Below are 13,115 nucleotides of genomic sequence, written 5' to 3' on the forward strand. Positions count from 1 at the left end.
CCCTGAGGGTGACAGCGAAGTGATCAAAGCGGTGGAGCCTCCATCAGACGAAGCGACCAAGGAACGCAGACTCAAAGTCCGCCTCCATCCACAACCTATATACCAAACCCGTTTAACGCAAAAAAGACAGGGTGTCGCATTCACCCTGTCTTTCATCACTCTATGTCAAAAGCGATTTAAATCCGATCTCTTTCACCACAGATTCGTAAATCTCTTGTTTCTTCGGTTGTTTCACTTGTTCATCCGCTTTTGCCAACGGTTCTTGTTTGCGGTCCAACACCTTCAATACATGGTAACCATAGCTGGTTTTAATCGGGTCGCTGATTTTATTCAGCGGCAACTCTTTGGACGCCTTCGCAAATTCCGGCACAAATTGATCCGCCGCCCCTTCGATGATCCCCGCGCTGTTTTTCGAACCGGGATCATCGGAATATTCCTTGGCCAGCTTGGCGAAATCACCGCCATCTTCCAGCTTCTGCTTCACTTCCTCGGCGCGTTTCTTCGCTTCGGCATCTGTCCGTTTGGGTTGCTTTTGCCCTTGTTGCTGCCCCGCTTGTCCATCATTGACGGAGACCAGAATATGTTGCACTTTGACCCAGTCATACTTCTCATCTTTCAACTGCTCGTTGTAGTAAGCGTCCATCTTGTGAAAGTTGAAAAAGAAGTCTTGCAGTTCCGCTTTGGTGAAGCCTTTGCCTTTGATCGCTTCATCCAAACTTTTTGGCTGTTTTTGTCCGCTTTGTTGTTGGGCCGGTTGGTTTTTGAAGGAGTTCTCAAATTCTTTCATGGTTTGATCCGTTTTTTCTTTGTAGGAAGGATCTTCTTTGACCCGTTCGGCCATGTACTTCCGCGCCGCCACTTCCTTGGACAATTCCGTCTTGATCTGCTTCTGTTGATCTTTCATCGAGCCCATCATCATCTCAAGTTGCGGATCCAAAAAGGCAACAATATTGATGTAACGGTTAAGTTCGCCTTCCGTCACTTTGCCTCCCTTGTACTCCGCTACCACTTTGTTGCTGTTGGTGGGCAGGGGTTTAAATTCGGTCGGGGTTTGGCTTGCTTGGCTCGTTTGGTCTTTGCTGGTTTCTTTAGCACCACCGCAGCCCGTCAGCACAAGCGCGCTCGCTAAAAAGATGGTAGCCGCTCCTTTTACCCATTTACTCAGTCGCAACATTTTCCTTGGCTCCTTTCGATTTTGGGACGTCTCTATATTTTATCAAAAATTGTTCAATCATTTCTAATGCCATTTTGGCAGACATCCCTTTTGTTTTGAATATGATACCCATACGTTGCCCTGTGGAGAAACGGATCTTGCCAGGGAAATCCTGCGAAATCATAAACAATTTTTGCCCATCGATCCGGTCATTTTGTTCCGGCTCCAACTTGAGCGTAATTTCCCCATCCTTCTGCTCCACCGCATCGATCCCATATTGAATGGCATATGCTTTGATTTGGGCCACCTTGAGCAACATCTGCACAGGCTCCGGCAAATCGCCGAACCGGTCTTCAATCTCTTCTTCGAGATCATTGACTTCTTCCAAAGTGGTTACGCCGCGGATTTTTTTATACAATTCAATCTTCTGCTTCTCATCCTGGATATACTCGGATGGCAAGTATGCATCGACATTGAGATCAATGGTCGGTTCTTTGGGCTCCGCTTCTGTCGGCTTGCCTTGCAGTTCAGCCACAGCCTCTTTCAACATCTGGCTGTACAGCTCAAATCCGACCGTCGCGATATGCCCATGCTGTTCGGCCCCCAACAGATTCCCCGCACCGCGAATCGACAAGTCCCGCATCGCAATCTTAAAGCCGGACCCGAGTTCGGTAAACTCTTTGATCGCTTGTAAGCGTTTTTCCGCGGTTTCAGACAGCACTTTATCCCGCTGGTACGTGAAGTAGGCATAGGCGATCCGATTGGAACGGCCCACACGCCCGCGCAACTGGTACAACTGGGACAAACCCATTTTATCGGCATCGTAGATGATCAAGGTGTTCACATTGGGTATATCCACACCCGTTTCAATGATGGTGGTGCTTACCAGCACATCGTATTCACCATCCAGGAAGTCCAACATCACTCTCTCCAGTTCCGCTTCCTGCATCTGCCCATGGGCCACGGCCACCCGGGCTTCCGGCACCAACATCCGAATCTGCTCCGCCATCTGATCGATATTCTGCACCTGGTTGTAGAGGAAGTACACTTGCCCCCCGCGGGCCATTTCCCGTTCAATCGCTTCACGAACCAAGGCGCCCGAGTATTCCAGCACATAGGTTTGCACCGGGAAACGGTTCTCCGGCGGCGTCTCGATGACAGACAAGTCGCGCACGCCCATCATGGCCATGTGCAGTGTCCGCGGAATCGGTGTGGCCGATAAAGTGAGGACATCGATGTTATGCTTCAGCGTTTTGATTTTTTCCTTATGCTTCACGCCAAAACGCTGTTCCTCGTCAATGATCAACAAGCCCAAATCTTTATAGGCCACTTCTTTGGACAACAGGCGATGCGTCCCGATCACGATGTCCACCGTGCCATTTTTCAACCCTTCCAAGGTTTCTTTTTGTTCTTTGCGTGAGCGGAATCGGCTCAGCACGCGAATCTGTACTGGGAAGTCAGCAAAGCGTTCACGGAATGTCTCATAATGCTGTTGCGCCAAAATGGTTGTCGGCACCAGCACCGCCACTTGCTTTCCTTCCATGGTCGCTTTGAAAGCGGCCCGGATCGCCACTTCGGTTTTTCCGTATCCCACATCCCCGCACAGGAGACGGTCCATCGGTTGTTCGCTTTCCATATCCTTTTTGATTTCTTCAATCGAACGCAATTGGTCCGGGGTCTCTTCATAAGGGAACATCGCCTCAAATTCCTTTTGGTAAGGCGTATCTTTACTGAACGCGTAGCCTTTGGCCTGTTGGCGCTTGGCATAGAGTTCAATCAAATCTTGGGCGATGTCTTGGACCGAGGAACGGACCTTGTTTTTTACCTTGCTCCACTCACTACCACCCAAGCTGTATACTTTGGGCGCTTTCTCTTCACTTCCAATATATTTTTGAACCTGGTCAATCTGCTCTACGGGGACATACAGCTTATCATTGCCGGCATACTGGATATGCATATAATCCTTGTGCATCCCAGCCACTTCGAGCGTTTCGATGCCGATGTAACGCCCAATCCCATGGCTGACATGAACCACATAGTCGCCCGGTTTCAATTCTTGGTAGTCTTTTATCTTTTCGGCATGATCCAACTTTGTGCTGCGACGGGTGCGGCGCTGCTTTTGTGTGAAGACCTCCCCTTCCGTCACCACGACGAGGCGGATGCCCCCCATCTCAAACCCGGCTTGCAATGCCCCGATCGTCACCGTCGGCTTGGCCGGCAGCAGTTGATGAAGCGCCGAATCGCGATACACTTCCATCCCATAATCGGCCAATACCCGCTCTAACCGCTCCATCCGCTCTTCGCTGCTCGCCAGGAACAGAACGCGGTAGTTGGCTTTGACCCATCGATCCCACTCCGCTTTGAGCACATGCATCTGCCCATGGAACTGTTGCATGCTGCGGCACATCATTTGAATGACATTTTGCGGTTGGATTCCAGGGATTTGTCGCATAAATAAGGAGAGATAGATGCGTTGGTGCACCACTTTCATGAGCATCTCATCCAGCTTGAACGAAATCTTCAACTGTGGCAAAAATTCCCCTTGGGACAGAAGGGCGGTCTGCCATTCTCCTTCTTCCCGTTCCATTTGCCGGGCATTTTCGGTAATCCGGGACGGTTCATCCATGACGACAACCGCGTCTTTCGGCATATAATGAAGCAGGCTCTCACATTCCGGATAGATTTGCTCCACATATTTATAAACTCCCGTGAAGTAGCTCCCTGTTTTCAGCTGTTCAATGTCATAACCGATCGATTCGGACAGTTTTTGCTTTAAGTTGGTATCTTTTACTTGCTCCAATCGTTTGGACAGGAGCGCTTCCACTCGCTCCCCCGCCTGATAAAGCCGCTCGCGGGTGGCGAACAGTTCCCTTGCAGGGGGGATCGTCACTTGCGTCCACTTGTCGATGGAGCGTTGATCCGCCACCGAAAACGGCCGGATCGAATCCACTTCGTCGTCAAACCACTCAATGCGGAGCGGCTGTGAGAAGTTGACCGGATAGACATCCACAATCCCACCGCGCACACTGCATTCACCCGGCTTCTCAACCATATCCACGCGTTGATAGCCGATTTTTATCAGCTGTTCCACGAAGGGGTCAATTTCTTGCACCGTCCCCACTTTCAACGATAGATGGTTTTGCGCGAATATGCGGTGCGGCGGGAAACATTTGCGCAAGCCGGCAAACGGCACGATGAGCACGCCAGTGAAACCTTGGGCCAAACGGGATAAGACATCTACTCTTTCACCCAAAGTTTCATGACCGGCCATCGCGATCTCGGTCGTGATCAGTTCGTTTGCCGGATAGAGAAGCACTTCTTCCTTGGGAATCAACTCTTGCAAATCTTCAGCCGCTTTTTGCGCCTGGTTCAGATTGTGCGTCACCAAGAGCACCGGCCGTTTCAACTCTTGATAGAGCGCAGCCACATAAATCATCCGAGCCGTCCCTGTTAATCCCGCCACTAACTGTTCTTTCAGCCCGCCTTGAATCCCAGTCACTGTCGACTGAAAATCATGATCTTGTCTAAATATATGGATCAACGGTATCAACAAACGTTCCTCCTCTAACATATTCAATACAAAAGAAGCCTCAGCTAGCAACAGCCAAGGCCGCCCTTTTTCTAATTTATCAGAAAAAATTATGGCACCCTAATAACAAGCGTGTAGGACATCAGTGGTAAAGAGAAGGATACAGCACCCGCTCCGGGTCTGCTTCCAACACTTGTTGGCAAGATTCGCAGGTGATTTTAACCACTTGGTTTCCATCCATGTCATTGGTTATTATATCTTTCCGTTCTTCCGGGGTCAACTGATCAAACCCTAATTGCGATTCCGTCACTTGCCCATCCGTGATATGACCCAGCGGAAGACCACAATGACGACACACATAATAAATGGCCATGGCAATGCCTCCTAAACAACAATCCTTTGCTCTTAGTATTGCCTCTGGGTAGAGAGTTATACCTTGGCATACCATGGCCGCACCATCTTCTGGTTTAAAGAACGGATAAAAGTTAAATTTCACATGAAAGTTCATGAGGGCGACTTGCTGTTATATCGATTCATCGCTTCTAAAAACGTCGAATCCACCCAGCAATTGATTGCCTTCACTGTCCGGTCCACCGCATCCACCATCGCTTCCAGCTCGGCTTTATGAAAGGGAGAGAGCACATAGTCCGGAACAGGCATTCTTCCTTGTGGGCGTCCGATCCCGATTTTGATCCGCTTGAATTGATCTGTGCCCAAATGTTGAATCAACGATTTCATTCCATTATGTCCGCCTGAGCTGCCTTTGAGGCGCAAGCGAATCTGACCTGGAGGCAGGTCGAGATCATCAAAGATCACCACCAACTCATCGAGATCAGCTTTTAGCCAATCCATGGCAGGGCGAACGGCTTCCCCGGATAAATTCATGTACGTGAGCGGCTTCATCAGGATGACCTTCTCACCCCGAACCACGCCTTCACCCACTTCCGCTTTCCATTTATCCTTATTAACCGGAATACCCCATTCTTCACTCAGTCGGTCAATCACCCAAAAACCGATATTATGACGTGTCTGAGCATATTTGATGCCAGGATTACCCAGCCCGACGATCAGTTTCATCTTCTTTCCCTCCGTTTATCCACCTGTCGGCCCTTTCCACCGTATCGGCCGTCTTCCAACTTCCGTTAAAAAAGGCGCAACAACAAAGGTTGCGCCTTTCATTCCGAGCAAACAACTTATTCGTTTTCTTGCTCGCCTTCCGGTTCAAGTGTTTTCTCGGTCTCTTCTCCCTTGGCAGGAGGAACGATCGAAGCCACCGACGTGTCTTTATCGGATAACAACTCCACCCCATCCGGCAAAGTTAAGGCGGCCAGGGTAATGGAGTCGCCTATATCTAGCTGACTGATCTTCAATGTCGCTTCAGATGGCAACAGATTGGGCAATGCCCGCACTTCAATGGAGCGAATGGGTTGTTCCAACACGCCCCCATTTTTCACTCCGACCGCTTCACCGGTCAAAACAAGCGGAATCTCCGTCGTGATCGGTTGGTTCATCTCAACACGCTGAAAATCGACGTGAAGGTATCGCGCCTTGATCGGGTCTGCCTGGATTTCACGAACCATTACTTGGTGACTCTCGTTGCCTAAGTTGACTTGTAATAGTCCCTTGGTTTCCGCCACTTTCCGAAGTTCCCCTTCATCCACACTGATCCGCTGCGGTTCCATTCCGCGTCCGTAAAGCACGCCAGGAATCTGACCGCTTTTCCGCAATGCATTTAAGGACCCTCGTGTGTTGGTTTCACGTTTTTTCGCAGTAATGGACCATGCCATCTTATCCATCCAACCCCTTTCTATGAAAGGAATATTTCCCTTCATAGAAGGTTTTAAACATGGACGGAACAAACCCTCTTCAAAGAAAGCGATTTCTTCGATCCGCTGCGTCTTTTCCAATCACCATCCGACGGCGAATAAAGCCCTTTGCCCGGGATATGGCGGTCTTCCCGCACCCGTTTGGGAATAAATTTTAATCAAATAGGGTGCTGACCGATTGCTCGTTGTGGACGCGCAAGATCGCTTCCCCAATCAGATTAGCCACGGACAACACTTTGATTTTGTCCAGTTGTTTGCTTTCCGGCAGCGGAATCGTATCCGTGACCACCATTTCGGTAATGTTGGATTCACGGATCCGCTCAATGGCAGGACCGGAAAACACAGGATGCGTACAGCAGGTATAGACCGCTTTAGCACCGTAATCCAATAAGGCATTGGCTGCCAGCGTAATCGTTCCCGCCGTGTCAATGATATCATCGATGATGATGGCGGTTTTTCCCTTCACGTCCCCTACGATATTCATCACTTCCGCCACGTTTGGCTCCGGACGGCGCTTATCGATAATGGCAATCGGCGCTTCCAAACGCTCTGCTAATCGACGTGCGCGAATCACGCCGCCATGGTCTGGGGAAACCACAACCACATCGGACAAACCTTTATTTCTGAAGTAATCACCGAGAATGGGAACCCCCACCAGATGATCAACGGGGATGTTGAAAAATCCTTGGATTTGGGTTGCGTGCAAATCCATCGTAATCACCCGATCAGCGCCAGCCGTTTCAATCAGGTTGGCCACCAATTTGGCGGTGATTGGATCCCGGGCACGCGCTTTGCGATCTTGGCGCGCATAACCGTAATATGGAACCACGACATTGATCGTGCCAGCAGACGCGCGACGCAATGCATCCACCATGACCAGCAGCTCCATCAGGTGCTGGTTAACGGGGTCACTGGTCGATTGGATCACATAGACGTCGGAACCACGCACACTGTCATCCAACTTCACATGGATTTCCCCATCGCTGAATTTGCCAACATGGGCATTTCCCATGGGGATTCCAATATGATCACATATCGCCTTCGCCAAGGCTGGATTGGAATTGCAACTAAACACTTGTAAGCGAGATTTTCCCTCTGGCATAAACAACCGTTCCTCCATCTATTCGTTCTTAGAAAGCTTGCTTTTCAATTGCGATACATAATTTTCCTTGTTGGTTTGACGTTCTCGCGCAATCGCTAATGCGTCTTCTGGCACATCTTTGGTAACCGTTGAACCCGCTGCCACATAAGCGCCTTTTTCAACGCGAACGGGAGCGACCAAGTTGACATTGCAACCGATAAACGCCCCATCTTCAATCACCGTTTTATGTTTATTCACACCATCGTAGTTGACCGTGACCGCACCGCAACCCACGTTCACACCTTTCCCCACTTCCGCATCTCCCACATAAGCGAGATGGGAAACTTTGGAACCGCGACCAAGCTTTGCCTTTTTCAAATCCACAAAACAACCGACTTTGGTTTGTTCCCCCAACTCGGTGCCCGGACGGACATAGACATACGGCCCCACTGCCGCTTCGCTGGCAATGCGGCTGGCGTCGATCACGGCATAACGAACGCGGACTTCATCTTCCACGATCACATCGGTCAGATCGGCGTTGGGTCCAATGTGACACCCTTCTCCAATCACCGTTTGCCCGCGCAGGAATGTGCCCGGCTCAATCACCGTATCCGCGCCAATGACAACATCCGCTTCGATGTAGGTGTTTTCCGGATCGACAATGGTCACACCATTTTTCATATGTTCGCGGTTAATGCGCGCTTGCATAAACTTCGCCGCCTGCGCCAACTGGATGCGATCGTTAACACCCATTGCTTCGTCGGCGTCCCCGATCACTTGCGCGCTAATCTTATGACCTTGTTCACGCAAAATGGATATCACATCAGGGAGGTAGTATTCACCTTGTGCATTATTATTATTAACTAAAGAGAGAGTGGAAAATAACTTTTGATTATCGAAACAATAAGTGCCGGTGTTGATCTCTTTGATTAACCGCTCTGCTTCCGTTGCGTCTTTGTGTTCCACAATCCGGTCAACCTGGCCATCTGCCCGGCGCACGACGCGACCGTAACCCGTTGGGTCTTCCATCGTCGCCGTAAGCACGCTTGCGGCCGCCCCAGAAGTGTGATGTGTTTCAAGGAGTTGTTTTAAGGTATTGGCGGTAAAAAGTGGATGATCCCCGTTGAGAACAAGCGTAATGCCCTCTTCTTGCTTCAGTAATGGCTCCGTTTGCATCACGGCATGGGCTGTGCCCAGTTGTTCTTCCTGCTCCACAAACTGCACTTGCTCTCCTAAATGTTCTTGCAAACTTTCTCCTAGATGTCCTACAACCATAATGGTTTTCTTTGCATCCAACTGGGACAACTGCGCCAATATGTGATCAATCATCGGTTTGCCACAGATGGAATGAAGAACCTTATGTTTCTTGGATTTCATACGAGTTCCCTTGCCCGCAGCTAAAATCACGGCATAAATATGTTGCATGACAAAAAGCGCCCCCGTTTCTCAAAACTTCCTCCCTGAATATATCCCAAATAGATGGCTATTGCAACCAACTCAATTCTGAACATCTGTAAAATAAAAAAAGAACTATTTAAGCACAATGAGGAATGAGGTCCATTTAACCAAAAAGCACTCAATCCCCAGAGAGGATGAGTGCTTTCCTTTACTCGTTTATTCTTACGCATCCATGTGAGCATGATTTTCCACTTGCTCATGTTCCGCTTCCATTTCTCCAGCGCGATGATATTCAGCTAACACCGCCGCTTCGATTTTTTCGCGGCTGAGCGGAGAGATCGGATGAGCGATATCACGGAACTCCCCATCTGGCGTGCGCTTGGATGGCATGGCGACAAACATGCCGTTGTTGCCATCAATCACACGAATATCATGAACCACAAATTCGCTATCAATCGTAATCGAGGCGATTGCACGCATACGACCTTCGCGATTCACCCTACGCAAACGAACATCAGTAATTTCCACCAGGTTCCACCACCTATTTCCAATGATGACTCAAATTACCTATTCTAGATGGAGAAACCAATTCCTCCTGTAAATGGGTGGATGATGGAAATTTTTTACTCATCTTTTGCGCGCGATGACTTCCATTTCAATCAATACATCTTTAGGCAAACGCGCCACTTCCACACAGGAGCGGGCCGGTTTGTGCTCACTGAAGTACTCGGCGTAAATCCCATTGATTGTTTGGAATTGATCCATATCTTTGATGAACAGCGTCGTTTTGATCACATGATTCAAATCGCTTCCCGCCGCGGCCAATACTGCTTGAATGTTTTTAAGCACTTGGTGCGTCTGTTCCTCGATTCCGCCATCCACCAGTTCCCCGGCGGGCGTTAATGGGATCTGGCCTGAGGTGAAGATCAAGTCGCCCATTTCCATCGCTTGCACGTAAGGCCCAATCGCTTGAGGCGCTTTGTTTGTTTCCACTTTCACTAGCATCTGTCGCTCTCCCCCTATCGGTTAAATACATTGCCAATCTCGACGCGAACCATCTTCTCTTTCACATCGATTTCCGCCACTTGCGCCAACGAGACATATTCATCAACCAACCGTTCTTCCGCCGGAGCTTCCAGCATCACTCCAACGCCAACCACCTCTGCCCTAAATTCAGTCAACAAGTCCATCATACCACGAACGGTGCCACCCGCTTTCATGAAATCATCAATGATCAACACACGGGAACCTTCGGACAAACTCCTTTTGGACAAAGACAATTGTTGCATCCGCCGGCTTGAACCGGAAACGGTATTCACCGTCACAACCGACCCTTCCGTCACCCGGTAATCATAACGCGCAATCACCACAGGCGCACGAAGGTAGGAAGCCGTCGCATAGGCGATCGGAATCCCTTTCGTCTCCACGGTCATCACCACATCAATCGGTTGACCCGCAAATACCTTGGCAAAGATGCGCCCAATGTCATCAAGCAAAGTGGGGTCGCCCAATACATCCGACATGTACAGGAACCCCCCCGGCAAGATTCGTTCAGGGTTAGACAATTTCTCGCACAATTGTCCGATCACTGAGAGTGCGTTGTCTTTGCCTATGCTTGGTATGTAACGTACACCCCCCGCCGCTCCTGCGACCGTTTCCAGCCGGCCATTGCCTTCCGTCTGCAATACCTCATGAATGATATCCAAATCTTCACTGATAGACGATTTAGCCGCCTGATATTGATCAGCAAAGGTGGTAAGCGGAATCAAACGGTAAGGTTGCGTTAGCAACTGCCGAGTAATATCGACCAATCTGGCACTCCGTTTCCACTTTTCCATTCCCAACCTCCGAAGTCCTAATATTCCTGATGGAAATATATCATTTTGTTCGGATCTCATCAAGCACACTTTCGCGTCGAACACCCAACATTCGTACCGCAAACACCTGCTGACAAAATCCCCTTAAGCTATTGACTAACCTTGTGGCGCGGGATTCCTGCTTAACCAGCGCAAACACGGTGGGCCCACTACCCGACATAAGGACGCCATCTGCCCCAAATTGCAACATCTTCTGCTTTAACTTCCGCACATCCTCATGCATGTCCATGGTCACCGGTTCCAAGACATTCCCCAGGTATCGGATTATTCCTTCATAATCTTGCTGTTTCACCGCTTCTATCATGCTCCTTGTCTCTGGATGTTCCTCAATGGCATCCACCCGCAACTTCCCAAACACATCCGCCGTTGAGACGCCATGGCTTGGTTTGGCGAGGACCACCCAACACGACGGCGGGGCAGGCAAAGCTGTCAGGATCTCCCCTCTTCCTTGGGCTAACGCGGTATGGGAATATACGCAAAATGGCACGTCCGATCCGATCTCCGCCCCGATCGCGGCCAATTCCGCATCACATAACCCCAACTTCCACAACCGGTTGCATCCACGCAATGTCGCCGCCGCGTCACTGCTTCCCCCCGCCAATCCCGCCGCCACTGGAATGCGTTTATCAATATAGATATGAACCCCTTTTTTGCACCCGGTCTTTTCTTTAAGTAAAGCCGCCGCTCGATATGCCAGATTCCGTTCATCCTGGGGAACCAAACCAGAACTGGATTCCAATGTGATCGCCTTTTCCGTTTCGTATAAGTCGATGCGATCAAATAAATCGACCGTGGTCATCACCATCTCCAATTCATGATATCCATCCGGTCTCTTAAAGAGTGCATCCAGTGTTAAGTTTATTTTTGCTGGTGCTTTCTCGGATACAAACAACACTCGTTCCCCCTATTCTCTCCAACTTATGTATTCTCCATTGTGACGCGAAGAGCAGCGAATTTGCAATACGAACTTAATGATTTTCCTTATTTTATCATGAACCTTTTTCCACTGAAGCAAACTCCTTGCAAAATAAAAGCTCAAGAGGCATTCCTCTTGAGCTTCAAACCCTTCCTATCTTGAATCTTTGTTTACCAGCTGGGCTTCAGCCAGTTGGATCGCTCGCTTGACCATGTTACCAGCATCACGCGCCTTGATTCCGCCCCAACCTTCACGTTGGACGACATCATAAAAGCCAAGTTCTTTAGCCAACTCCACTTTTAACTCTTCCGACATGACACCTCGACGAGCCATGGCGATCCCTCCTTATGGATTCAAGAAGTCAGCCAGGGTAGAGGTAGTATATCCCAAAAAGGAATCTATATGCAAACGCTTTCAGCACGTGACAAAAAAAGAACACAAGAGCTGTGTTCCATTTATTGCGTTGTCTTTACATATTTTACTTGAACCTGTTCGCTCTCTGCCGGATAAACAGTCAGCTCCACAGATTCAGTTAATATATCAGCGTAACTATAAGAAACACGGCTAAAAGCATGGTCTTCGTCCAATTTGACAACGAACACAGATGGGTATGTCTCTTCTAAGATCCCCGTCCGTTCTACTGTCTTGCGACGTCCACTATTGGCACGTAGACGAATTTTCTCCCCAATGTAGCTATCCAGAGTACATTTAATCTCTGTAAGCGCGTTTTTGTCCATTGGTCGACCACCTCACTTATAGAAGATTATACTACAAGCAAGGTGAAAAGTCAAATTACGTATTATAGCAGGGAGACAAACAATCTGTCAACGGGTACTTATACTTTTTTTGCCCATTTTTACTTGGTGAAACGGTCGGCCACAGCGCTTGCCGCAAAAGATTCCGGTTTGATCTTCGCCGTATACCCCACTGCGGTTACCCAACCAACCACTTCTTGAATCAACTTTCTCGTCTCTCCTTGCTGCCCTACATCCAAGTGAATTTCCATGGGGATATTTACCGCGAAGCTAAAGAAACCGTTTCTCTTCAACAACTCAACAAACTCCAGACTGTATTCCGTCTCACGGTAGATCCGATAGCGCAACTCCCGCATCGCTTTATGACGCTTTTTCGTATAGTAAAAGATCGCACCCTTCCCAATCCGCTGCACGATAATTGCCGTCACGTAGATCGTTTCTCTTTCCCTCGTTTGCGAATCGGTACCGATTACGATTTTATAATTTGCTGTTGGATCTTCATGGATATACGCCTGAATATCTGCAATCATCTGCGACAAACTGCGCCTTCCATGACGAGGATGGAAAAAGTTCACGGAAT

14 protein-coding genes are annotated in these 13,115 nt (G+C 49.1%); all 14 read right to left on the minus strand.

Features of this window, described 5'->3' with window-relative positions; all coding sequences use genetic code 11:
• Nucleotides 1-160: 160 nt before the first annotated feature.
• Complete coding sequence (locus ACFQNG_RS20065) at nt 161-1,174, minus strand: peptidylprolyl isomerase (protein ID WP_379867683.1); 1,014 nt, start codon at nt 1,172-1,174, stop codon at nt 161-163.
• Entirely contained in the window at nt 1,158-4,724 is a 3,567-nt protein-coding gene (mfd, locus tag ACFQNG_RS20070; RefSeq protein ID WP_379867713.1) for a transcription-repair coupling factor, read from the minus strand. The genes ACFQNG_RS20065 and mfd overlap by 17 nt, the downstream gene beginning before the upstream one ends.
• A gap of 100 nt (nt 4,725-4,824) precedes the next feature.
• Nucleotides 4,825-5,055 carry an anti-sigma-F factor Fin gene (locus tag ACFQNG_RS20075; RefSeq protein ID WP_379867684.1) on the minus strand — a complete coding sequence of 77 codons (231 nt, stop codon included), beginning with the start codon at nt 5,053-5,055 and terminating at the stop codon, nt 4,825-4,827.
• Nucleotides 5,056-5,186: 131 nt separating this feature from the next.
• Entirely contained in the window at nt 5,187-5,759 is a 573-nt protein-coding gene (gene pth, locus ACFQNG_RS20080; protein ID WP_379867685.1) for an aminoacyl-tRNA hydrolase, read from the minus strand.
• Between the two features lie 116 nt (nt 5,760-5,875).
• A complete protein-coding gene (locus ACFQNG_RS20085; RefSeq protein WP_379867686.1) occupies nt 5,876-6,469 on the minus strand; it encodes a 50S ribosomal protein L25 in 594 nt (197 codons plus the stop codon).
• A 193-nt stretch (nt 6,470-6,662) separates the two neighbouring features.
• Nucleotides 6,663-7,610 (minus strand): ribose-phosphate diphosphokinase, encoded by a 948-nt coding sequence (locus ACFQNG_RS20090; protein WP_379867687.1) that lies wholly within the window; start codon nt 7,608-7,610, stop codon nt 6,663-6,665.
• A gap of 18 nt (nt 7,611-7,628) precedes the next feature.
• On the minus strand, nt 7,629-9,014 hold the full coding sequence (gene glmU, locus ACFQNG_RS20095) for a bifunctional UDP-N-acetylglucosamine diphosphorylase/glucosamine-1-phosphate N-acetyltransferase GlmU (protein ID WP_379867688.1): 1,386 nt from the start codon (nt 9,012-9,014) through the stop codon (nt 7,629-7,631).
• Between the two features lie 195 nt (nt 9,015-9,209).
• Nucleotides 9,210-9,515 (minus strand): septation regulator SpoVG, encoded by a 306-nt coding sequence (gene spoVG, locus ACFQNG_RS20100; protein ID WP_379867689.1) that lies wholly within the window; start codon nt 9,513-9,515, stop codon nt 9,210-9,212.
• A 99-nt stretch (nt 9,516-9,614) separates the two neighbouring features.
• A complete protein-coding gene (locus ACFQNG_RS20105) occupies nt 9,615-9,992 on the minus strand; it encodes a RidA family protein (RefSeq protein WP_379867690.1) in 378 nt (125 codons plus the stop codon).
• Nucleotides 9,993-10,006: 14 nt separating this feature from the next.
• Entirely contained in the window at nt 10,007-10,825 is an 819-nt protein-coding gene (purR, locus tag ACFQNG_RS20110; RefSeq protein ID WP_379867691.1) for a pur operon repressor, read from the minus strand.
• A gap of 40 nt (nt 10,826-10,865) precedes the next feature.
• Nucleotides 10,866-11,756 carry a 4-(cytidine 5'-diphospho)-2-C-methyl-D-erythritol kinase gene (ispE, locus tag ACFQNG_RS20115; RefSeq protein WP_379867692.1) on the minus strand — a complete coding sequence of 297 codons (891 nt, stop codon included), beginning with the start codon at nt 11,754-11,756 and terminating at the stop codon, nt 10,866-10,868.
• A gap of 177 nt (nt 11,757-11,933) precedes the next feature.
• Complete coding sequence (locus ACFQNG_RS20120) at nt 11,934-12,113, minus strand: small, acid-soluble spore protein, alpha/beta type (protein ID WP_022738725.1); 180 nt, start codon at nt 12,111-12,113, stop codon at nt 11,934-11,936.
• A 122-nt stretch (nt 12,114-12,235) separates the two neighbouring features.
• Complete coding sequence (locus ACFQNG_RS20125) at nt 12,236-12,517, minus strand: Veg family protein (RefSeq protein WP_379867693.1); 282 nt, start codon at nt 12,515-12,517, stop codon at nt 12,236-12,238.
• Nucleotides 12,518-12,636: 119 nt separating this feature from the next.
• On the minus strand, nt 12,637-13,110 hold the full coding sequence (locus tag ACFQNG_RS20130; protein WP_379867694.1) for a ribonuclease H-like YkuK family protein: 474 nt from the start codon (nt 13,108-13,110) through the stop codon (nt 12,637-12,639).
• Nucleotides 13,111-13,115 lie beyond the last annotated feature (5 nt).

Source organism: Laceyella putida, from assembly GCF_042665195.1.
GTDB lineage: Bacteria > Bacillota > Bacilli > Thermoactinomycetales > Thermoactinomycetaceae > Laceyella > Laceyella putida.